This is a genomic window from Allobosea sp. GW822-FHT05A11 (assembly GCF_058800455.1).
The window spans coordinates 84,511-104,632 of record NZ_JBXAMI010000008.1; the positions used below are offsets into that span (position 1 = coordinate 84,511).

A 20,122-nucleotide genomic window follows, 5' to 3' on the forward strand; every position below is an offset into this window, starting at 1 on the left:
GCCGGGCGGCTGGCGTGGCGCACAGGCATGCAGAAGCGCGAGGGCGAGGACGCCCGCGAGGACAGCGCGGATCATGGGAGACTCCGGACATGAAAAAGCCCGCGCAAGGCGGGCCGGTCAGGCAAACGACGAGATTCCGTCAGGGACGCTCGCCGCGTGATCGATCAATAGAACTCCCAGACCTTGATGACGCCGGGCGAACCGTTGCCGCCAGCGAAGCCGTTGGCACCGATCGATGCGAGAGCGCCGCCGCCGCCGGCCCCGTAGCCGGACGCATTGGCCGCTGACCCGCCTCCATCGACACCAAGCCCGAGTCCGCCGCCGCCCAGCGGAGACGAGGCGCCATTGCCGCCATAGCCGGTCGAACCGGTCAGCCGGACACCGCGCTGGCCAGGCGATCCATTGCCGTTGATGTCGCCGCCCGTGCCGGATCCACCCGTGCCGCAAGCAGAGGCATTTGCCGTGTTGCCATTGCCAAGCACGCTGCCGCCGCTGCCGCCGGTCGCCGAGGCTTCCGAGCCCCAGCTCGTCGTGCCACCGGTCGTTCCACCCCCGTTAACGGAACTGGTCCCCGCCCCGCCGATCGCGACGGCGTAGGAGGAAGCAGGAGCGATGATCAACTTGAGAAAATAGCCACCAGCGCCGCCGCCGCCGCCTTGGCTCAGATTGGCAGCCGTCGAGTTTTCGGAGCCACCGCCGCCACCGCCGCCACCGACGCCCTCGATCAGGATGGCGCGGCAGCCTGCCGGTCGGCTCCACGTCGCCGAAGCCGTGATCTTGTAGATCGAGCCGATCGCAAACGGCCCGACACCCTTCTGGAGATTGACGACCAGAACCGTGTCGGACGTTTGATCATAGATGAATTCCATGATCGAACCGGCGAAGAGGTCACCTGCGCTCAACGCAGCCCCGGCCAGCGTGCGGATGTTCTTCGCGCCGAGGCCATTGAGGTTGAGCGTCGCGGCGCCGCTGTTCGTCGTGCCGATCCGGAGGCGGAGCGGCATCCCGTTCAGATCGGACCAGGCCGTCGGAGCCGGATCGAGCGTTGCCGTCAGGGCATTCGCGGACCCGCCCGACACTCTGAAATTGTAACCCTGACTGCGCAGTCCGACAGTCAACAGATCATCACTCAGGTTGGTGACCTGGACCCCGCTCTTGCGCACGGCCGAGCGCAACTGTTGCAGCAGCATATTGACCGATGCTGCCTTCCACTCCGTGCCGTCATCCTCGGCGGGGCTCGAACAATCCTTATAGAAGGTATCCGGATCGCCCGGGCCATTCGTCGGCTCGTAAGCCGGGCGCGACGCAGCAGCATCCGCGGCGCCAAAGGCACCGGGACCCCAGAGATCAACCATGTGGAGCTCCTCAGATCGTCTCAAAGACGAGATCGGCATGCGCCGGCGCGATGCGCCGGATCAGGCATGACAGGGGTGTGATGTCGGGTCCGCAGTCGAAAGCGAAACCCAGGCGCATGCGCCCCAGCAACGGCTTGCGCCGCTCAGCATCGACATAGGACGGCGACGCGGCGAGAGCGACGGTGATGCGCCAGGTGACGCCCTGCATTGCCGCCATGCGAGCCGCGCCCATGCGGGCATGGCCCAGCCGCCCAGATTGCTGGACGGCGATGAACTCCTCGGCGATCGCAATCGACCAGCCGCGCTTCAGCGCCGCCGCCTCGGCATAGGCCGGGACGCTGTCGCCGACGGCATTGACCTTCTCGCAGACATCCGCGAATGGGTCACAGCCATCGGGCACGCCATGCTCCAGCGCCCAGAGATCAAGCGTCTCGGCCGCCGTCGAGCAGAAGAACTCGTCGACCAGCGCGCAGATGCGCCGGTCCGTCTCTCCCGAGACCTCGCCGAAAGCCGCGAAGAAGTCCCCCATGGTCGAGCCGGAGAGCCCGTCATGGCCACCATGGCGCCAGGCGTCGCCGCGTGGGCGATGCGCCGCGATCGATGCCGTGACCTCGGCATCGGACCGGCACCAGGGCGGCGGCGGATCAGGCGGCCGCCCGGTGAAGAGGAACCAGGTGCTGTCGAAGGTGACGACACTACTATCGAAAGTGAACATGCCGGACGGCCTCGCGGTCGCTTATGCGATGACGTTGCCGGTTGCAGTGCTGGCCGATGCAAGGCCCGTCGTGGTGGCCGTAGCGCCGGAGAACACGTTGCCGACTGTTGCGATGCGATCGGGGCTTCCGGAGCCTTCGACGCCCGCCGAAACAGCGCCGAAAAACACGTTGCCGGCGATTGACGCCCGCTGGATTGAGCCTCCGCTTCCCGCGTTGAGGAAGATCATTTTGCCGTTCGACGGCGCGCGGCCTTGGTTCCCGGAAATTGAGAAGCTCTCCGCAAGGCGCCCGGAAGTGGTCTGAATTTCGATGATCCTGCCGCCGCTCGCCACCTCTCCAATGGCATTGTTCGTAATGTTGAAATACCAGATGTCCGAGGTGCCGAGATAGATGTAGACGCCGCGCAGATAGTTATCTCGGATCGAATTTCCGCAGATCGAGACAGCCTCGAGGCGGCCTTGTGCGCCAGCTCCGTTCGAGCACTCAACGTAGATGCCTGCGGCGGCGCCGCCTCCGCGCTCGATCTGGTTTCCTTGGATGCCAAGTGAAACCGGGCGATTCTTGGCCCAAATCTGACACGCAATGCCGTTGTCATACGCTCCGCGAATGACGTTGTTGTTGATAATGGCCGTCCCGCCGAAATGCTGGATACCGTTCTTCGAGCTGGTGGAGACATTGCCGATCGCAGCTGAGACGATGTTGTTGCAGAACGAGACCATGTCGGCGGCGGGATGGGTATCGATGCCCGCGGCCCGGCAGCCGTTCATGATGTTGCTGTGCGCCACGATGTAGCGAACAACGCCCTCGGTGCCGCCCGTCATGATGGCGTGGCGCATGTCCTCAAAATAGTTGCCGGAGATGAAGACGTTCTGTGTCCCGTGGACGCAGGCCACGCCATAGCTCTCGCCGCCGGTGGTCGCCACGGCGCCAGGGTCATAAGTGCGCGTAAAGGAGTTACTGACAACCCAGCACTTATAGCACTTCGAGAATTCGATATTGTCGGTGTCGAAGCGGTCGAAGTCGCATCCAATGATGCGCCATCCCATGCCATAGGTCGCCCGGACGGCGTATTGACCGCCGGAACCGGCCCCGTTCTGAAGCGATCCGCGGCCCACAGCTTTGACATTCTCGATGGTCACGCCTTCGACGTAGGCCGGCTTGTAGAAGACGGGGTTCGTCGAATAGGCCGCGTGCAGACCGTCGCGGAGGGTCACGGTCGTCCCGCTGATCGAGAGGATCCGAGCGAACTCGCCCTCGGACGCGTTGGTGTTGTTCTCGAAGGCGTCGGACGAGCGGATGCGAATATACTGACCAACCGAAAGCCCGGCGACGGAGGCGGCAACGAACGAGTTGCTGTAGCGCAGCGCCCCGGAGGTGATCGCAACCGAGGCCCCCTCCACCCCGCTTGCCTGGAACAAGGTGGCGCCAACGTCGGCATTGGTGAAGTCGATCTCGAAGTTGCGGAATGTGATCTTCGACTTCGGTACCAGAGGGCTATCGATCCGATACTTCTTCCCACCCCCATCAACACACCCGCCCACCGGGCATGCGTCGATCGCCGCCTGCACCCCGGTTCGGGCGTTCACGAGGCCCCCAGCCGGCGCAAGGCGCTCGGCGTAGACGATGGTGTCGGTGAAGATCTCCGACCGGATATCGGAGGCCATGGCCTGGGCGAGATCCGCAAGCGCCACGTCGGCCGGGATCGCTGAGCTGCCGCTGATGTTGCCCTTGACGGTCAGGGTATCCATCGCAGCGGTAGCCGGAAGCTGGGCAACCGGGACCTTTCCAGTCGCATCGAGCCCAGCGAAGCCGTTAGCCTGCCCCTTCTCGGCCTTGGTCTGCCAGCGGCTGGGCGGTGGAAACTCCTGGACCGTGTTGCTGGCATCCTTCGTAAAGAGCCGCATATCGGCGATATTGATCGCAAGTTCAGCCTGCACGAGCTGAGCCGCCGTCGGAACGACCCCTGCAGTGGTCGACTTTCGCTGAACGATGCGCGGCATTTAGAAACTGCCCCCGTCAATTGTGGCTTCGAGATTGGTGACGCGCGTCGTCAGAGCCGTGACACTCGCCGTGTCGGCCTTGCCCGATGCCGCGCTGGCGGCTTCGGCCTTCGCGAAAGCGGTTGTTGCGATCTGTGTGGTGCTCGTCCCGGCCGCAGCCGTGGGGGCGGTCGGCGTGCCGGTCAGTGGCGGCGAAGCGAGCGGAGCCTTGGCCGCCAGTGTGGTATCCAGCCCTGTGATCGTGCTGGTCGCCTGCGTACCGGTGTGATTGGCCCGAGCCTTGAGGTTGGCGTCGGAATCGTTCGCCGTGGCCCCGGCCGCAACGCCGGACAGCTTCGAGCGCTCTGCCGCAGACATACCGAGTTCGACGATCGAGCCGGCGCCATTCTTGTGAAACAACTTGCTGTCGGCGGTGTTGATCGCAAGCTCGCCGACATCGAGGTCGGCAGGCAACGGAACCTTGCCCGCGGTCGGCGATCGCTTGAGCTGGATTACCTGGGCCATCAGTAGCTTCCTCCGTCGATGACTGTCGATGAGCCTGCCTCAAGACCGGAGACACGGTTTGCGAGTTCGGAGACCTCATCGGCGCCCGCCTTAGTGGCAACCGCCTGATAGAGTTCATCTGTCATGTGGTTGATCTTCTCGCCCGCAACGCGCGCCGAATCGCCGAGACCGTCATTCGGGACCTCACCGATTTTGATGATCTGCCTCGCCATTGCCTGCCGCCGCTCTAGGTGAACGTGATGGTGCCGAGCACCGGGATCGCGCCAATTGGGACGGTCCCGTCGTCAGGCTGCGCGCCGATAGAGATGAATTCGATCGCGTCCATCGGCTGCCCTCACAGGAAGGTCGGAATGCCGGGCACCGCGGTCTGGCCGGGGCTCAGCGTGATGTTGGTCGCGGGGTCAACCAGGATGTGGCTTTCCTCGCCGGTCGCATTGGCGACGGCCTGCCAGATCCAGCTTCGCGAGAAGCCGGCTGGCGTCGCCAGGAACGGCATGGAAGGGTGCGGCGCCGACCAGCCGGCGACGCGGCTGTTGCGATAGAAGGTGGTCGAGACCTCGGCGACGACGGCGGCGCGCACCTCGGGCGTGTCCGGCGTCAGCGCGTCGATGGCGTAATCGACCGGCACGGCCTGCGCGATGCGCACCACCGCCTTGCCGGCGCCGGGGCCGGCGCTGCGCAAGGCGTTCAGAACCGCCAGCCGGTCGCTTTCGAGCGGGATGCCGTGCGGCCGGGTCAGGTCGAAAAACGGATAGATCACGACCGTGGCGCGGCCGGCGCCGAGCGGGTCGACGAAGGCACGGGTCACGCCCGGCACCGCCAGCGTGTATTTCAGCCAGTCGGCCGGGGCGCCGGCATGTTCGGGAAAGGCCTTGGCCAGCAGCAGCCGCGCCTTGTAGGCCTGATGGCCTTCGCGATCGGCCGCACCGCCCAGCCCGCCGGCATCCACGGCCAGGGTCGCCGGGCCGGTCAGCCCGGTGCTCGCTGCCAGGGTCGCCTCGGCCACTGTCGCGCCGGATGCGCCAGCTTCGACCGCGGTGACCCGCACCGTCGCCGTGCCGGCGCCGGGCAGGGTCACGCCGGCATCGACCGTGAACTGGACGCCGTCCGAGCGCGAGAGGAGCGCCCCGCCTGCGAGCACGATCGCCCCTGTCGCGGTCACCACCACGCCGCCGCGCGCGGCCGTCGCCTCCTTGCGCGGCACCGGCGGCTTCATTTCGGCGCCATGCCGGTCGAGGCTGTCGGCATCGCTGGTCAGGATGAAGCGCTGGTCGGCCGCCCAGGCGAGGCGCTGATGGAGGATCGACATCTCGCCGGCGATGACCTTGGCGGTCGGGGCGAGGTTGTTGCGCGCAAGAGCCGCATCGGCGCCCTGCAATTTGCCGGTGAAGGCGCGCGAGACGCGCGTCACCAGCGCCTGCAGCGTCGGGGTCGTCCAGGCCATCGGCGCGGGTCTCTCTAACGGAGGTCTTGCTAGCGAAGGTCTTGCCAGAGGCGCTCGAAGCGCTGGCTGTAGCGAAGGGCACCGTCGCGGCCATAGATCGCGGCCGCGAGCCAGACGCCGCGGCGCGGGTTCTCGATCAGGCCGGAGGTGACATCGACCCGGGCCGCGACATGGTCGCGGATCATCCAGGACAGCGCCTCCTCGGCATAGATCCTCGCGAGATTGGCGACATCCTCGGTCGCGACCTCGTTCCGCAACAGCCAGAGATGGCTGCCGATCGGCTCCGGTGTCTCGCCCTCGGGCGCGATCGCATCGCCCCACCAGCCCCGCCGATCCGTCACGTCCGGCCGCCAGCCCTCCGGCGCCCGCTTGTCGCTGAACAGCGAGATGATGACGGCGCTGGCAAGCTGGCCGGAGGCATCGAGCCCGCCCGGATTGACCGGATCGTTCGCCGGCGCCACCCGCCAGTCGCCGAGCCCGTCCTCCGCCGACCAGAAGGTCGACCAGAACAGGGCGGGCCGAGCGGCCGCCTCGCGGCTGATCGCGATGCCGTAGGACATGCAAACTCCCGACGATCAGAGGATCGCGAATACCTTGCTGGAGAAGCCGCTCTCCGTGGCGACACGGGCGCCGCCCTCGCCGCCGAGGTCGACCCGGCCGGGCGTCAGCACGACCTTGAGCCCGCTCGCGAGCGCGAACTCGACCCGTTCGTCGGAGAGCGTCGCCTGCATGCCGCCGCGCTTCAGGCTGATCGTGCCGGCCTCGGCCTCGACCGAGACGCCGCCGGCTGCCGCCTTGACCTTCACGCCGTCGGCTCCCCGCGCGAAGATGGTGTTGCCTTTGTCGTCGTAGAGGACGGCGGTTCCGGGCGGTGAATTGACCGGGCGCCCGCCGCTCTCGAAACCGAGCGCCACAAGTCGGTCGGACGAACCCAGCCGCAGGAAATGACCGACGGCGTCGATCGGCGGATGGGACGAGAAGCCATGCGGTTGCCCGCGCAAGACCTTGCTGAAGCGTTCTCCGGTGAAGCCCTCGACATCGAGCGTTTGGCCGCGGGCGCTATCGACGACGGCGCGGATCTTGCCGCGCGTGATCGACGAAGCGTCCCAGAATTCGGTGACTTCACTCATCGTCGCCTCCGGCTTTGCCGGTATAGTCGGTGCCCTTGTTCGCCTTGCCCTTCTTGCCGCCGAAGCTGCGCGGATCGACGAGGCTGAGCACGGCCTGCGTGCCGCCGCTCGCTTCGTCGGACTGGCGCAGGCTGACCTTCTTGATCAGCATGTCCTGCACCACGTCGAGGGTCGGCAATTCGGTGAAGACGAGAAGGCCCGGGGTCCAGATCGTGCCGGCCGCGTCGCGCCAGCCCGGCACCGTCACCTCGCAGGTCAGGCCTTCGCCGCTGGCGCGGTCTCGGTGCCATTTTGCCCGCTCGCGCGCATCCTGCTTCCGGATCAGCTCGGGCGGGACGATGATCTTGACCCGCTTGCGCTTCAGCGTGTCGTCCTCGGCCTCGGCCTCGATCCGCAGATCGTCCTCGCCATAGCCGTCCGGCGCCTGCGCCCGGACCTTGACCTTCGAGAATTTCTTGCTGTCGTCATGCACCGCCGAAGCGTCGAGGATGTTGAGCCCCTCGCTCAGGCTGCCGGCATGGCGCTTGCTGCCGGCCTTGGCCAGCTTGAGATTGCCTTGAGGCGTGTCGCCAACAGAGAAGCCCGATGCGCGGCCGATCCGCTCGGCCGCGGAGAACACGGTTTCGCCCGGCCTCATGCGAAATAGAGGTCGGGCCGCTGGCGAGCTCTCGGTCTCGACGGAGACGCCATAGCCCTGCGAGAGTTCCCCGATGATGGCCTGCGGCGTCTTGCCTTCGAATTCGCCGGTGGCGTGCTCGGCGCTCGAATCGACCAGGTCGCCGGTCTTGGAGCGGCCGGCGATCGGCAGTTCCTGCTCGGCCGAGCGCAAGGCAGGCGAGCGCTTCTCGACATGGCCGGTCAGCAGCAGGTCGCCGCCATCCTGGCCGAGAGCCGGCGAATAGCCGTCGCTGGCCAGGCTGTGGATGGTGACCGCGGGCGAGCCGCGCAGCGCCTTCAGCAGATCGACCTGCGACAGCACGGGATGCTTGACCTTGGCCTCGAAATTCCGGGCCGCCTCGTCCATGGCGATCTCGATCGCGATCGTCAGGGGGCGAAGCATCAGCCCCGCCACTTTGAGCGTCACGATCTCGAATGCCATCTGCGCAGGCCTCTATCAGGAGGCCAGGGCCTCGAATTGCTCGGGCAGGAAACCGGGATGGACGGCGCCGGAGCGCCGGACGAGCTCGCCGGCCCGGCCGGGGTCGGCATAGAGCGACCAGGCCCAGACCAGCGCCGGCAATTCCCGGTTGGCCGAAACGGTAATGATCGGCGCAAGATCGGCCTCCTGCCGCTGCGCCAGTTCCGCGACAATGCCGGCCATGGCCGACAGACGGTCGAGCAGGTCGAGGCCGGATCGGCCGATGCGCGACAGGGCATCATCGAACACCGCCATCGCCTCGGCCCGCGCCGCAACGGCTTCGGGACGGTCAGCGTAGGAACGCCGCGCCTGCGCCTCGCCCATGGCAAGCGCCCGGGCGGCGGCCGTCATCGCAACCGCCACCGTGGCATTCTCGGCGATCGTGATCGCCGTGCCGCGCGAGACCTGCGCCGGCGGCGCATCGGGCGGCGGACCGAGCGCGGAGAGCGCCCCCGCAAGCATGCCGGGATCGGCCGCATCGCCGATGGCGACGGCCAGATCCGCGACCGCGCGGCCGAAGCCGGCAGGGTCGCCCGGCAGGGATGCCAGCGCCAGCGTCGCATCGGACAGGGCCAGATTGACCGGCGCCCGCAGATCGGGGGAGAGCCGCAGCAGATCCGCGATCGCGGTGAGATCGCCGACGATGCCGGCACCCGCATCGATCGCCGCCTCGATCACGGTCGCCGGCACGCCGACGAGTTGCAGGCCTGTGAGGGCAAAATCCGCCAGGGCATCCGCGACCGGACCGGCCGCGGCGAACAGGCTGGCGATCAGCGCGTTCGGCGACAGCCGCGCCGGCGAAAGCTCCGGCTCCGCCACGGCCTCGATCGAGACCGCGAGATAGCCGAGCTTGTCCTTGGCAAACTGGCGTCTCGCCTTGGTCAGGCGCACCAGGCGGGCGCCGCCAACCGGCAGCACCAGCAGGCCGCGATGACGGGTCTCGGCCGCCACCAGCAAGCTGTCGGCCAGGGCCTCGGCCGCATCGCCGACGAGATAGGCCTCGATCTCGTATGTGCGCGGGTTCGGGCCGAAACTCTCGTTCAGCCAGGTGCCGTTCGGGATCGTCGGCGAGGCGACCCGGTGCCCGGCCTCGTCATCGGACGTATCGACATGGAAGCCGATGCCGTTGAACGAGGCGCGGCGCAGCCGGCGCGGATCGAAGACCATTAGTTTGGACCCTGCTTCCCGGTCGGGAGACCGCTGACGCTCATCGACGGCATCTTGAGCGATGCCAGCTCCTGCTTCAGGCGCGCGACCTTGGCCAATAGGCTGTCGATACTGCCCTCGGCCGGGCTGAACCCCGCCGCGACCGCGCTACCCGCTGTCTGGGCCGCGGGCCCGAGCAGGCCGAAGGAGGCGGCAGCCGCCTCGCTCTTGCTCCTGGCATCGTCGAGGGCCGCAACAGGCACGAGCCCGCCGCCACCAAGGTCCTTCGGACGCGAAGGCGGCAGCACCTTGCCCTGCCGGCCGCCGGAAACCGGACTGTTTCCACCGATGCCACTGAAGCCGGAGGCGCGCCGCGCCTCGCGAGCCGCCTCGATCACGTCCGCGAATTCGGGCGATTGCGAGGTCAGGGAGCCCGGCAGGACGCCGAGACGGCGAAGCTGGTCACGCGACCATGCATCGTCACCGTCCGCGAGACGATCCTGGAATGTCTTCTTGTTATGGCGGTCGAAATACGACAGGTAGCCCTGCTTCTTCTCCTTCGATTGCAGCGCTTCAAGCGCTTTCATCGTCGCCGTCCGGCTGGTGTCGCCGGTGAGGAAATCCGACCAGGAGCCCTTGTCCGGGTTGGTAACACCCTCGAGCGTCTGAGAATCGACGAAGCCTTGCCAATTCTCGTTGTGCTCGCGAAGTTCCTTGCCGACGGTGTCCGTCGCGAGCTGCTTGACAGCTTCGAGAAAGCCCTTCTCGCGAACCGCCGTGGTCGCGCGCTCCAGCGCTTGCGCCACGCGATCGAGGTTATCGGCGCCGGCCTGGAGCCGGCCTGAACTGAGTTCGAGCGCGAGCCCGCCGACTGCCGTCTTGGCACGATCCGTCGCTTCCGCGAACCGATCGAACTTGGCCTGCGCGTCTTCAGAAACCCGCTGAAAGTCGACGTCGATGGTGCCTTTCGAACCCTTCAGCTTTTCGCGCAGATCGACCATCTTCTGCATGTCGGCCAAGAGGGGCCGCATGCCCCGCTGCACCTCCATATCCGAGAAGAGCTGCGGCAGCTTCGAGAGATCGCCCTTCAGGGCCTTGTTCGAGAGATCGACAAAGACATCGAGGAGGTTCTTGCCCTCCTTACGTGCCTTGGTCATTTCCTTGCGCAGATCGATACCGAACTTGGCAAAGCGCTTGACCGTCTCCTCGCTTTCCATCTTCGAGAAGATGTTCTGCGCGGAACTCGCTGCCTCTTCGGCAGAGCCCGTTCCGCCCCGGATGACCTGGAGCATGGCGACCAGGTTGCGCAGACCGCCCTGCCCGCTCTGTCCGAGCGCCTTGAAGGCCGGCAGCATCGAAGGCAGGTATCGCGCCATATCCTTCAGCTCGAACTTGCCGAGCTTGCCGCCCATCGCGAGCGTGTCCTGCGCCTCCTGCAGTCCTTCGACTGCGATCTTCATATGGTCGATCAGAGCGGTCGAGGAATTGGCGATGTCCTCGACCCCGGCGCCGGAGGCCTGTGCCGTCCGCAGAACGGACGGCATCATGCGCAGCGCTTCGCTGAAATCCCGGCCCGACGCCGTGATCGCATCAAGGCCCTGCTTCGCCGGGTCGAACAGCGTCGCGGTCTCGCGGGCGAGGTTGCGCAACTCCTCCGTGCCCTTGCGCGTGGCCTCGGCCGTCGCATCGCCGGTGATGCCGATCCGGGTCATCGAGCGATCGACCTCGGCGAAGCGCTTCTGCGCCTCGGCGAGGTTGCGCACGACGCTATAACCGGCGATCGCTCCGCCGGCCGCGGCCATGGCGCGGGACGCCATCGACTGGAAGGCGGCCATGCCGCGCGTCTGGCGCGCCCGGAAGCGATCCAGCTCGCGCGCGGCCGAAGCCAGGCCTGGACGGAGCTTATTCTGCGCTGTGAGCAGGGCCTCGGCCCGGACCGCGACGACCATGCATCACCCGTAAAGCTCGGCCCAGCGCCGCAACGCGGAAAGCGTCATGCCCGCGAATTCCTGCGGCCTCACGCCGGATCTTGCGAGGGCGCGGAGGCGGGCTTCAACCGCATCCGCGCCGTCTTGAAAAAATCGAGGACGGCCTCCTCGATCAACAGGCCAAGGGCCGGGTCGCGCTCGCGGCCGATCACGTCGGCATCGTGCTCGGTGACCAGCTTCCTGATCCACTGCAGCAGGAGCGGGCGGTCGACATAGGGCGTGCCCTCGCCCTTGTCGTTGAAGATGAAGCCGCGCGGATCGCCGATCTCCCACATCTCCGCCGCCATGGGCAGGCGCAACAGCAGCGAGGACTTCGCCTGACCCTGGTCGACGATCGGCGCCGGGAAATGGATGCGAACCGATCCGTCCGGCAGATCCTCGCGCCGGGGTCCGCTCATCGCGGCACCTCGAGGAAGTTCTGCGCGACGACGTTGATGCCCGACAGTTCGCCGGTAACGTCGTCGACCGAGGGGTCGCCGGTCAGCTTGGCGCGGCCATAGAATCTGTCGATCCGCTCGCTGTCGTGCAGGAAGGTGAAGTCGACATTGTCGAGCGCCATCAGCTCGCCGATCGGCGTCGGCAGGCCGTCACTGTCGCGGGCAGCCAGCGACATCGAGGCGCGATAGCCTTGCGGCGTGAAGGTGCGGTCGATCGTGCCGTCAAGATTGACCACCGGCTCGGCGCTGAAATTCAGCGGGTTATGGGTCACCGACCCGCGGATCGAGTAGTTGCGGCCGCTCGGCCCGCGAAATTTGATCAGGCCGTAATCAGCCATGGGTCAGGCTCCGAAACGAATGGAGGGAAACTCCGCCGCCGGGTGCGGCGGAGCTGGAAGGCGGGCGTCAGCTCGTCGGATACTGCGCGTAGAAGGTCGCGTTGTTGGCGAGGATGTCGAGCGGGTTCACCCGGTCGAGATGCTCGGCCAGATTGACCCGGGCCGGGTTCGATCCGTCGATCTCGACCTTGATCCGGCGGGCGAATTCGGCCTTGTCCTCGAACAGACCGCGGTCGACCAGGTCGCCATAGAGCGCAACGCAATCGGCCTTGATGTCGTCCGGTGTCGAGATCGACGGCAGGTTCGACGGGTTGGCCCGCGACAGCGCCTTGTTGCCATGGCGCACCGACAGGCCCCAGCGCAGATAGCGCAGGCCCAGCATCGTCTGCGCGATCGCCTGGATATCGCGGAACACCGTGTCCGGCAGGTCCTGCGCGTTGGTCCGCTGCATCGTGATCAGCTTGTCGAGCACGACCTGATCAGCGCCGTTGACCTTCCAGGTCGAGATACCCGAGCCGAGCAGCGTGTTGCGCACCGCATAGTTCGGCCAGAGCGAGCGGTCCCGCGGCGGGCGGATATCCTCCAGCACCAGGTCACTCTGGTTCCGGGCGGCGTTGCCATTGGTATCGTCGGTGAGCCAGGGCAGCACGCGGGCCGCATAGGCGGCGACCCATTCCCAGCCCGGCGTGGGCGAAGCGACGCGGCCGATGATCGAGACGTGGCGGTCGTTGCGGCCGAGGCCGAGGGTCGTCTGCGCGCCGGTATTGCCGGTGTTGACCGTGATGTAATGCCCGTAGAGCTGGGCATTCCAGGCCCAGCGGCCGGAGATGTCGGAGAGAGCGGCCGCCGCGGCGTCGAGATTGGTCGTGTCGGCGAAAGGCGAGATGACCCAGTCCATCGGCAGGTCGCCGAGACCGGCCATCACCGTCGCGATCGAGGCGGCACCGGTCGCCGGTACCGACTGCACGATGGTCAGTCCGGCGCCATAAGCGTTGCCGGAGATGTTCGGGTCGGCATAGACCTCGAGCTCGTTCGTCGTCGTGCCGGCATGGCGGGCCGTCAGCGTCACGACATTGGTGTTGGCGGCCGCCGTGACCGGCAGATAAGCCAGGGTCAGCGGATCGACGAAGGCGTTGATGGCCGCGGCGATCGCGGTCGCGGTCTGCGCCGCGGTCTCGCCCGCCGCCTTGGCAACCTTGATCTTGCGCCCGGCGATCTCGATCACGCCGTCGCCTGCGGCCGCAGCGAGCGCGCCGACCGTGACGGTCCACTGGCCGGGCGTGCCGGTGACCGGGACGGCCGCGATATAGATCCGCTGTACCGGGGCGGCGCGACGGGCGACGCGGAACATCTCGTAAAGCTGAGAGCCCGGCCCGGCCAGCGCCGCAGCCTCGCCGATGGTCGAGCACAGCGTCAGGGCATTGTCGGCGAGCGAGCCGGCAGCCGACTTGTGGCCGATGACCACGCCAAAGGACTGGCTTTCATACTGGCCGCCGGAATTGACCTCGAAGAAGGTGCCGGGCGCGATCAGGCCGCTGCCCGGGATGTAATTGAACAGCACGGCCATCAGCAGCGCTCCGGATTGAGGGGAAGGGTCAGGCGTGGGGCTTCGTCGGCTTGGCCGGCGGGGGCAGGTCAGCAGGCGGGTCGACCAGCGACCGATCGGCGATCAGCCCTGCGAAGAACGGATCGATGATCGACACTTGGAAGGGCTCGCTCGGCAGCAGGAGGCCGGGCTTGCCGGGCCACGGCACGCGCGCATCCTTGTCCGCCAGGACGACGGTTCTGGTCAGGCTCATGGGATGCCTCGTCTAGAAGGAGATGGAGCCGCCGAGATCGCCGATGGGCGGCGTCTCGCTGGCATCGGCGGGCTCGGGCGGTGTGTCGTCGCCGGCGCGCTTCAGGTTGACGGCCAGGCGCATTTCGTTGAGCGCCGGGAAATCGGCCGGGCGGCCGATCAGGCTGCCCAGCATCGTCGCGATCTTGTGGCCGTAGCTGCCGACGGGCAGATCGTGGGCCACCTCGGCCAGTGGCGAGGGCAGATAGTCGAAGGGCTGCGGATTATCCGGCAGACGGGCCGGCCAGCGCCCGCCGCGGCGGACCCGGCAGGAGAATTCCAACCGCCGCGCCGAGAGGCGCGTATCGGTATCGGGATCGCGATAGGACAGGCTCTCGACCTCGTTGATCGTGAGCAGCACCCGCTCCAGCGGCCCGATCATCCGGGCATCGTCGAGACGCTGCTTGATCTGTCCCTCGATCAGGTCGAGCAGGGATTCCGCGGCGGCATCGGTCGGACCGACCGCCTGCACTTCGGCGGCAGAGCCATCGCCGACCGTGACGGGGACCATGATCTCGCAAGCCAGGGTGACGAGCAGCGGCGTCGAACTCGATTCGAGCGAGACATCGGTCCCGTCCGCCTTCAGCACGGTTTCATCCGTGGTGACGCGGATGATCGGCGCGGGCTTCTCCACATCGGCCAGCGCGGTCGCGCTGATCTCGGTGTCGAAGACGAATTTCCCGGCGAGGGTCGGCCAGGCCGGGGTGGCCGCGCTTTCCTGCGCGAAGGGGGCGAGCGCCTCGATGACGGCGAGGCGCAGGGCCGTTCGGGCGAGCATCATCCCGAGATCCTCGACAGGCCGAGATGCAGGCCGGCGAGGCCGTCCGGCATCGGCTCAGTGATCTGGTAGCGGGCGTCCGGGCGATCGCCGAAGACGAGCTCGTCGCCCTTGCGCGGTTGCCAGGCGAGATCGGCGCTCTTGACGGTGGCGACGATCCGGCGACCGGCAACAGGGGAACCGAAGGCGCCTTTCGGCGTCGGCATGCCGTTGCCGCCGATCTGCACGCGCTCGGACCATTCCGAGCGAATCACGGTGACGCCCGAAATTTCCGCGCGCGACCCGTCCGCCTCCGGCTTGCCGTTGACGCCGCCGCCGGTCGACATCGGGAAGATGGTGGCGGTATCGCCGAACAGGACGCCGGCGGCATCGAGCGCCATCGCGTCGAGCTCGTCGAATGCCGACATCAAAAACCCCTGAGCGCGGCGAGCAGCGCTTCCTTCATGTGATGCGGCAGGCGGGCCGAGGCGTCGCGCTCCCAGGCCCGGGTGAAGGGCCGCGACTGCATCGCCTCGGGAACACCGGGACCACGCGGCCGGTCGAGGGCCCATTTGCCCTTGCCGGTCCGCTGCCAGACCGCATGCGAGATGCGGCCACGCTTGCGGCGCGGGAACTTGCCGGAGAGGTAGAAACTGCGCGCCACCAGCTTGCGGGCGCCAAGCCAATGCACGGTTGCGCCGGCCGGGGTTTCCTTCGGCTGGTACCAGATCAGCGGCAGGCCCCGGCCGAAGCCGGCCATGGAGAAGGTCAGCGTCGCCGCATTGGCCTTGCGGACCGAGGTGTAGCGCTTCACCGCCTGGGTGACGGTGCCCTTGGCGTAAGGGTGCTTCCGCAGGCCGAGGACCTCGCGGATATTGCGCTTGCCGGCATTGGCGGCAGGCGTGCCGGCGCGGTTGAGGCCGCGCGCGATCGCCCGGTTCGCCTTCGGCCCGGCCGCCATGACGAGGCGATCCAGCCCCTTCATGGTGATGTCGGTCCGAACCTGCAGGCTCATCGGGCGCCCTCGCCTATCGTCGCCGCGCCAGAGCGGCCTGCGCCGCCTGAGCGACCTTGCCGGCCAGGTTTTGCGTGACCCGGCTGAGATCGACCCTGGCCGAGGCGGCGGCGGCTCTTGCCGCTGACCCCGCCTCCTGCCAGGCACCGCGAACGGCTGCCCCGCCAGCGGTGGCCAGAAGGCCCCGCCGCTCTGCACAGCCGCCGCAGGCCATCAGGCCGGCACCAGGAAGACCTGGATGCTGGTATCGCCGTTGGCCTGCGCCGTGGCCGCATAGCCGATCTTGGTATTGCCGGCGCTCGTCGTGGTGACGTTCTTGGCGGTGTTGTCCCAGTACACCAGGGCGCCTTGCGCGATGACGCCGGCAGCCTTGGGCAGAGTGACGACATCGTCGACCTGGCCGGTGAAGGTCTCGCCGGCAGCTGCGGTATTGACCGCCACACAGAACAGCGCGCCGATCAGATAGCCGAGACCGGAAACGACGCCGCCGCCCGGTGCCACGAACGGCAGGCGGCCGCCGTAGCGAACGAAATTCTTCATGGAAAGCTCCCGAATGAGGTTGAGGACAGGGCTTTGCAAAGCCCGCCGGGAAGGCGGGCTCGCTCAAAGCCCTGCAAGAAGGCCGATCAGTTGCCGGGATTGCGGTAGCCGCCGCGCCACTCGATGCCGCCGCAGCCGAAATCGTGCTCGACCGACATCTGCGTGCCCTGCGTGCCAAAGGGGTCGTCGATGCGGACACGCGGCGCGGTGTAGCCGCTCAGCAGACCCCAGCGGAAGTTCGCGCGGACACTGGGATCGGTATAGAGCTCCCAGGCGTTGCCGGTGATCATCTGCGACACCAGCGGGCGAAGCTTGCCCTGGAAGGGGTTCACCTCGGCGCGGGCATTCGGCTGGATCGTCGTGACGAACTGCTCGGCTTCCGTCTCCTTGGCTGCCCCGACCAGCAGGATCGAAGGAGCGTTGAACAGCAGCTCATTGCCATCGATCGATTTGAAACCACGCATCGCGGCTCGCGCCGCCGAGACCGTCGTGATCGAGATGGCGGCGCCCGCACCGGCCAAGTTACCGCGTCCCGCGGCGAACATCGCGGCGTTGCCTTCCAGCAGCGTCGGGCCGGCCCCAGCGTTCAGAGCCTTGACCGCGTAGAAGGTCTTCTCCTCGAACAAAGCGACGGACTGGCCGTAGTTCGCGATGACGCGGTTGAGGCCGCCCAGGCTGTCGTTGACGAGGAGCTGACGGGAGAAGGCCAGGCCCACGGCGTAGGGCACGACAGCCACGGTCTCCTTCTTCTCGCCGATCGTGCCGAACTGGATCTTGCCGGCTTCGGCGATCGGCTGCAGCATCGGGAAATCGCCGACCGTCACGGTGCTGTGCGGACGGAAGTCGTTGAAGTCGTCGCGGATCGAGATCTGCCGATAGGTCGGCTGAGCCAGGGCATAGGTCGCCGCGAGGTTCCGGTTGACCGCGTTCTCCAGCAGGATCGGAAAATCGCCGGTCGTGTGCATGGCGCGGCGCAGCACTTCCTCGCGCTGGCCGAAGGTGTGCCCAACGCGACGGATGGTGAGCCGCTCGGCCGCCATGTCGACCAGCGACATGTCGCGATAAGGCGCGGCACGCTCGGACCACTCGCCCTGAAGCGAAGCCGGATTGATGCTGCGGGTGATTGCCTCCTCCATGCCGAGGCGGCGGGTCTCGGTCTCGTCCCGCTCGACACGGACATGGCTCGTCGGGGTCTGACGCGACACCAGGCTGTCGAAGGCCTGCGCGCGGAAGGCTTCGACGGTCACCGCGAGGTCGCCGGCCGCGGCGCGAACGGCGGCGCCCTCCATGCCGGCCCGCTCGCCGATCTCCATGATCTGCGTCACGCGCTCGGTTGCGGCGCGCTGCAGGTCGGCAGCCGACGGCTGCTGAACGGCCGGGGCCGCGCGGGTTTCGACGACGGTCGGGGCGGGCGTGGTGACGGGGGTGGGAGCCGGCGCATCCGCCGGGGCATTGCGACGCATGTCGTCAGTCTCCAGAGTTTCAGGGTTTGCAGGCGGGGCCGCACGGAACAGTGCGGCGGGGTCCGCGGGAACGGCGACGAGGGAGACTTCGAGAAGCTCCCAGCGGTCCGCCCGCCAGATTTCGGAATCGTCCTCGACCTGGGTGAGCGTCCAGGTCGACACGCGGTAGCCGACCGAAAGGCCGGGCGCGTCAGGGGAGTTGACGCGAGCCTCGGCGGCGCGGCCCGCTTCGGTATCGGCAAAGCGAATCTCGACCATCAGGTTCGCACCCTCGATCCAGGCGCGCGTGACCGAGCCGAGGATGCGGTCGATCGAGCCTTGGTCGTGGCTGTCGAGCAGCTTGACCTGCCCCGGTGCAACGCGCCCGAGGTCGATCGCCTCGGACGAGATAGCGAGTTCCTCGAAAATGCCCCAGCGGCGGACACGCGCGCCGGTCGAGGCGACGGCCTCGATCGTGCGCGCCTCGGCATTGTAGCTCGAGGTCGAGAACCGAACGGCGGTATCCCCACCGGCCCGCCGATCGAGCGCCGAGCCGGGAACGAACCCGTCCGGCGTCACACCGGGGGCTGCGGAGCGGATATTCATGCGGTTGCCCCATTGGCGCCCGCCGTTGGCGAGGCGTCCGTGATCTGCTGGCCGGCGCGCGTGCGCTGGCGCGCGTCAGTGTCGAAAATGGCCTTCGCGGCATCGGCCGCGCCGAAGAATTCGGCGTATTCGGCCAGAACCTCCCGCCAATCGCGGCCCCAAGCGCCAATGAAGTCCTGCGGCGACATCCGGCCCGCGCGAACCGCGAGGATGTCCGCCTCCAGGTCCTTCATAGGATCGACCGGCTCGAAGGCCGGCATGATCACCTGGCAGGGATACCCTTCCAGGCGCGGCCGCAAGCGGCCGGCCAGAATGGCGCGATCGATGAAGCGAGCGATAACGCGGTTGACGACCTGCGGCGCCAGCATGTGCCACTGGGCGTCAGCGACGAACTTGCGCTGCTCGATCAGACCTGCGCGAAGGCTCGAATAGTTGGCCTGACTGAGATCGCCGGTGAGCTGGTGATAGGTCAGGCCGACGCCCGCGGCGATCCCCATTAGGGTCACGCGCGAGATCGGCTCGAAGGCGGTGTTCGAGGCCGGCGTGAACGCTTGCAGCTCCTCGCCCTGGCGCAGATACTGCACCATCCCCGGTCGGATCTGCTCCAGACGCGTCGGGGCGTCCGGCCCCTTACCGGCAACCGCCGCGCCGATCGTGGGTGTGGCGTCGTTGCTTTTGATAAAGGCCCCGATCGACGCTTCGAGCCTGGCCTTGACGACCAGCGCGTCCATCACGTCGGCGAAGTCCTTCGCCGCCATCAGGACCGGCGCGAATAGCGGCACGCCGCGAACCTGCCCAGGCCGAAGGCGTCGATAGAGGTGGCAGACCTGCTCTCGCGGAACGAGAGTGGACGGCTGCTGGACATCGCCGAGCCGCTGCGGCTCGCCCGGGACAGTCCGGTGCAGCCAATAGCCCAGTCGCTCGTCATGATCGCCGAGCTCGACGCCGAGCCGAGCCCTGGCCGAGCCGGAGGCCAGTGAACCAGAGTCCCGCCCCTCGTCGATCAGATCGCCCTCGCCGGCATGCAATGCCAGCGGGACGGGGCGATCCTTGTCGCGGAGAGGTCGATCCAGCATCCGCAGGATCGCGTCTCCGCCTTCGTAGGAGGAGCGCACCAGCAGGGAAAGTTGCCCAGTAAGTCCGGTCTCGCCCTCGATGTCGAAGACCTTGACCTGCTCGTCCCAGAGCGCCTGAGCCTGCCGGACGGCTGGCCCCTTGCCGGTGAAGCGAACAGTGAGGTCCGCCGAAACGACATGCGTCGCATGGATGTCGAGGGCGCGGGCACCGATGAAGGTATTGCGAACCAGGTCGCGCGACCGATCCCGCAGGACCGGAAGCGCCCGGGAAATCTCGGCGTTGGCCGAGCCCTCGCCGCGCCGGAACGAGGCGCCGCGACGGCCCTGCTGGGCCGCATCGTAGCCACGCGCGGCCGCGAGGAGCTGGCGAGCTTGCCAGCGCCGCAGCCCAGCCTCCGGGGAGACCGCGCCGATGATTGCATCGAGCAGGTTCATGATCGTCAGTCGCGGATGAATTCGGTGACGGCGAACCGCGGCGGAGCATTGCCGCCGGCGGCCTCGGCCTCCATGCGAGCGAGCAGATCGAGCATGTCCTTAAGCGCGTGGAACTCCTGAACGCGGCGGGTTTCGCCCGAGCCGAACTCGACACGACGCGCACCGGTGGCGATCGCTCTCTTCAGGCGATCGATATCGGTCTGCGTCCAGGCCATGGT

22 protein-coding genes are annotated in these 20,122 nt (G+C 67.4%); all 22 read right to left on the reverse strand.

All coding sequences use genetic code 11. The features are described from left to right. Nucleotides 1-164: 164 nt before the first annotated feature. Nucleotides 165-1,355, reverse strand: coding sequence for a glycine-rich domain-containing protein (locus AC1RLU_RS24385; protein ID WP_492798698.1), 1,191 nt, complete (start codon nucleotides 1,353-1,355; stop codon nucleotides 165-167). Nucleotides 1,356-1,365: 10 nt separating this feature from the next. Continuing rightward, the gene (locus AC1RLU_RS24390) at nucleotides 1,366-2,070 is read right to left on the reverse strand and encodes a hypothetical protein (RefSeq protein ID WP_492798699.1); all 705 of its coding nucleotides are present in this window, start codon (nucleotides 2,068-2,070) and stop codon (nucleotides 1,366-1,368) included. A gap of 21 nt (nucleotides 2,071-2,091) precedes the next feature. After that, a complete protein-coding gene (locus AC1RLU_RS24395; protein ID WP_492798700.1) occupies nucleotides 2,092-4,071 on the reverse strand; it encodes a hypothetical protein in 1,980 nt (659 codons plus the stop codon). Beyond that, a complete protein-coding gene (locus AC1RLU_RS24400; RefSeq protein WP_492798701.1) occupies nucleotides 4,072-4,575 on the reverse strand; it encodes a hypothetical protein in 504 nt (167 codons plus the stop codon). Continuing rightward, nucleotides 4,575-4,787, reverse strand: coding sequence for a hypothetical protein (locus AC1RLU_RS24405; RefSeq protein ID WP_492798702.1), 213 nt, complete (start codon nucleotides 4,785-4,787; stop codon nucleotides 4,575-4,577). The genes AC1RLU_RS24400 and AC1RLU_RS24405 overlap by 1 nt, the downstream gene beginning before the upstream one ends. A gap of 122 nt (nucleotides 4,788-4,909) precedes the next feature. Then, nucleotides 4,910-6,019 (reverse strand): baseplate J/gp47 family protein, encoded by a 1,110-nt coding sequence (locus AC1RLU_RS24410; protein WP_492798703.1) that lies wholly within the window; start codon nucleotides 6,017-6,019, stop codon nucleotides 4,910-4,912. Between the two features lie 29 nt (nucleotides 6,020-6,048). Further along, nucleotides 6,049-6,579, reverse strand: a complete 531-nt coding sequence (locus AC1RLU_RS24415; protein WP_492798704.1) for a phage GP46 family protein — start codon at nucleotides 6,577-6,579, stop codon at nucleotides 6,049-6,051. 15 nt (nucleotides 6,580-6,594) lie between these two features. Beyond that, nucleotides 6,595-7,149 (reverse strand): phage baseplate assembly protein domain-containing protein, encoded by a 555-nt coding sequence (locus tag AC1RLU_RS24420; RefSeq protein ID WP_492798705.1) that lies wholly within the window; start codon nucleotides 7,147-7,149, stop codon nucleotides 6,595-6,597. Next, complete coding sequence (locus AC1RLU_RS24425; RefSeq protein WP_492798706.1) at nucleotides 7,142-8,248, reverse strand: phage baseplate assembly protein; 1,107 nt, start codon at nucleotides 8,246-8,248, stop codon at nucleotides 7,142-7,144. The genes AC1RLU_RS24420 and AC1RLU_RS24425 overlap by 8 nt, the downstream gene beginning before the upstream one ends. A gap of 15 nt (nucleotides 8,249-8,263) precedes the next feature. Beyond that, complete coding sequence (locus AC1RLU_RS24430; protein ID WP_492798707.1) at nucleotides 8,264-9,454, reverse strand: DNA circularization N-terminal domain-containing protein; 1,191 nt, start codon at nucleotides 9,452-9,454, stop codon at nucleotides 8,264-8,266. After that, nucleotides 9,454-11,382, reverse strand: a complete 1,929-nt coding sequence (locus AC1RLU_RS24435) for a phage tail tape measure protein (RefSeq protein WP_492798708.1) — start codon at nucleotides 11,380-11,382, stop codon at nucleotides 9,454-9,456. The genes AC1RLU_RS24430 and AC1RLU_RS24435 overlap by 1 nt, the downstream gene beginning before the upstream one ends. Before the next feature lie 68 nt (nucleotides 11,383-11,450). Then, on the reverse strand, nucleotides 11,451-11,819 hold the full coding sequence (locus tag AC1RLU_RS24440) for a hypothetical protein (RefSeq protein WP_492798709.1): 369 nt from the start codon (nucleotides 11,817-11,819) through the stop codon (nucleotides 11,451-11,453). Next, a complete protein-coding gene (locus AC1RLU_RS24445) occupies nucleotides 11,816-12,196 on the reverse strand; it encodes a hypothetical protein (RefSeq protein WP_492798710.1) in 381 nt (126 codons plus the stop codon). The genes AC1RLU_RS24440 and AC1RLU_RS24445 overlap by 4 nt, the downstream gene beginning before the upstream one ends. Nucleotides 12,197-12,263: 67 nt before the next feature. Next, nucleotides 12,264-13,763 (reverse strand): phage tail sheath subtilisin-like domain-containing protein, encoded by a 1,500-nt coding sequence (locus tag AC1RLU_RS24450; protein WP_492798711.1) that lies wholly within the window; start codon nucleotides 13,761-13,763, stop codon nucleotides 12,264-12,266. 28 nt (nucleotides 13,764-13,791) lie between these two features. Then, nucleotides 13,792-13,995, reverse strand: coding sequence for a hypothetical protein (locus AC1RLU_RS24455; protein ID WP_492798712.1), 204 nt, complete (start codon nucleotides 13,993-13,995; stop codon nucleotides 13,792-13,794). A 12-nt stretch (nucleotides 13,996-14,007) separates the two neighbouring features. Next, entirely contained in the window at nucleotides 14,008-14,814 is an 807-nt protein-coding gene (locus AC1RLU_RS24460) for a hypothetical protein (protein WP_492798713.1), read from the reverse strand. Then, nucleotides 14,811-15,218 carry a head-tail joining protein gene (locus tag AC1RLU_RS24465; RefSeq protein ID WP_492798714.1) on the reverse strand — a complete coding sequence of 136 codons (408 nt, stop codon included), beginning with the start codon at nucleotides 15,216-15,218 and terminating at the stop codon, nucleotides 14,811-14,813. Before AC1RLU_RS24465 ends, AC1RLU_RS24460 begins: the two co-directional genes overlap by 4 nt. Further along, a complete protein-coding gene (locus tag AC1RLU_RS24470; protein WP_492798715.1) occupies nucleotides 15,218-15,805 on the reverse strand; it encodes a hypothetical protein in 588 nt (195 codons plus the stop codon). Before AC1RLU_RS24470 ends, AC1RLU_RS24465 begins: the two co-directional genes overlap by 1 nt. 213 nt (nucleotides 15,806-16,018) lie before the next feature. Next, nucleotides 16,019-16,345: a DUF2190 family protein gene (locus AC1RLU_RS24475; RefSeq protein WP_492798716.1), complete on the reverse strand. Its 327-nt coding sequence runs from the start codon at nucleotides 16,343-16,345 to the stop codon at nucleotides 16,019-16,021. An 86-nt stretch (nucleotides 16,346-16,431) separates the two neighbouring features. Continuing rightward, complete coding sequence (locus tag AC1RLU_RS24480) at nucleotides 16,432-18,393, reverse strand: prohead protease/major capsid protein fusion protein (protein ID WP_492798717.1); 1,962 nt, start codon at nucleotides 18,391-18,393, stop codon at nucleotides 16,432-16,434. Beyond that, complete coding sequence (locus tag AC1RLU_RS24485) at nucleotides 18,390-19,904, reverse strand: phage portal protein (RefSeq protein WP_492798718.1); 1,515 nt, start codon at nucleotides 19,902-19,904, stop codon at nucleotides 18,390-18,392. The genes AC1RLU_RS24480 and AC1RLU_RS24485 overlap by 4 nt, the downstream gene beginning before the upstream one ends. 5 nt (nucleotides 19,905-19,909) lie before the next feature. Then, nucleotides 19,910-20,119, reverse strand: a complete 210-nt coding sequence (locus tag AC1RLU_RS24490) for a phage head-tail joining protein (RefSeq protein WP_492798719.1) — start codon at nucleotides 20,117-20,119, stop codon at nucleotides 19,910-19,912. Nucleotides 20,120-20,122: the final 3 nt, after the last annotated feature.

Excerpts from the sequence above, each read along its gene's own strand:
- AC1RLU_RS24385 (WP_492798698.1), bottom strand. The coding sequence starts at position 1,355 with ATGGTTGATCTCTGGGGTCCCGGTGCCTTTGGCGCCGCGGATGCTGCT.
- AC1RLU_RS24390 (WP_492798699.1), bottom strand. The coding sequence starts at position 2,070 with ATGTTCACTTTCGATAGTAGTGTCGTCACCTTCGACAGCACCTGGTTC.
- AC1RLU_RS24395 (WP_492798700.1), bottom strand. The coding sequence starts at position 4,071 with ATGCCGCGCATCGTTCAGCGAAAGTCGACCACTGCAGGGGTCGTTCCG.
- AC1RLU_RS24400 (WP_492798701.1), bottom strand. The coding sequence starts at position 4,575 with ATGGCCCAGGTAATCCAGCTCAAGCGATCGCCGACCGCGGGCAAGGTT.
- AC1RLU_RS24405 (WP_492798702.1), bottom strand. The coding sequence starts at position 4,787 with ATGGCGAGGCAGATCATCAAAATCGGTGAGGTCCCGAATGACGGTCTC.
- AC1RLU_RS24410 (WP_492798703.1), bottom strand. The coding sequence starts at position 6,019 with ATGGCCTGGACGACCCCGACGCTGCAGGCGCTGGTGACGCGCGTCTCG.
- AC1RLU_RS24415 (WP_492798704.1), bottom strand. The coding sequence starts at position 6,579 with ATGTCCTACGGCATCGCGATCAGCCGCGAGGCGGCCGCTCGGCCCGCC.
- AC1RLU_RS24420 (WP_492798705.1), bottom strand. The coding sequence starts at position 7,149 with ATGAGTGAAGTCACCGAATTCTGGGACGCTTCGTCGATCACGCGCGGC.
- AC1RLU_RS24425 (WP_492798706.1), bottom strand. The coding sequence starts at position 8,248 with ATGGCATTCGAGATCGTGACGCTCAAAGTGGCGGGGCTGATGCTTCGC.
- AC1RLU_RS24430 (WP_492798707.1), bottom strand. The coding sequence starts at position 9,454 with ATGGTCTTCGATCCGCGCCGGCTGCGCCGCGCCTCGTTCAACGGCATC.
- AC1RLU_RS24435 (WP_492798708.1), bottom strand. The coding sequence starts at position 11,382 with ATGGTCGTCGCGGTCCGGGCCGAGGCCCTGCTCACAGCGCAGAATAAG.
- AC1RLU_RS24440 (WP_492798709.1), bottom strand. The coding sequence starts at position 11,819 with ATGAGCGGACCCCGGCGCGAGGATCTGCCGGACGGATCGGTTCGCATC.
- AC1RLU_RS24445 (WP_492798710.1), bottom strand. The coding sequence starts at position 12,196 with ATGGCTGATTACGGCCTGATCAAATTTCGCGGGCCGAGCGGCCGCAAC.
- AC1RLU_RS24450 (WP_492798711.1), bottom strand. The coding sequence starts at position 13,763 with ATGGCCGTGCTGTTCAATTACATCCCGGGCAGCGGCCTGATCGCGCCC.
- AC1RLU_RS24455 (WP_492798712.1), bottom strand. The coding sequence starts at position 13,995 with ATGAGCCTGACCAGAACCGTCGTCCTGGCGGACAAGGATGCGCGCGTG.
- AC1RLU_RS24460 (WP_492798713.1), bottom strand. The coding sequence starts at position 14,814 with ATGATGCTCGCCCGAACGGCCCTGCGCCTCGCCGTCATCGAGGCGCTC.
- AC1RLU_RS24465 (WP_492798714.1), bottom strand. The coding sequence starts at position 15,218 with ATGTCGGCATTCGACGAGCTCGACGCGATGGCGCTCGATGCCGCCGGC.
- AC1RLU_RS24470 (WP_492798715.1), bottom strand. The coding sequence starts at position 15,805 with ATGAGCCTGCAGGTTCGGACCGACATCACCATGAAGGGGCTGGATCGC.
- AC1RLU_RS24475 (WP_492798716.1), bottom strand. The coding sequence starts at position 16,345 with ATGAAGAATTTCGTTCGCTACGGCGGCCGCCTGCCGTTCGTGGCACCG.
- AC1RLU_RS24480 (WP_492798717.1), bottom strand. The coding sequence starts at position 18,393 with ATGAATATCCGCTCCGCAGCCCCCGGTGTGACGCCGGACGGGTTCGTT.
- AC1RLU_RS24485 (WP_492798718.1), bottom strand. The coding sequence starts at position 19,904 with ATGAACCTGCTCGATGCAATCATCGGCGCGGTCTCCCCGGAGGCTGGG.
- AC1RLU_RS24490 (WP_492798719.1), bottom strand. The coding sequence starts at position 20,119 with ATGGCCTGGACGCAGACCGATATCGATCGCCTGAAGAGAGCGATCGCC.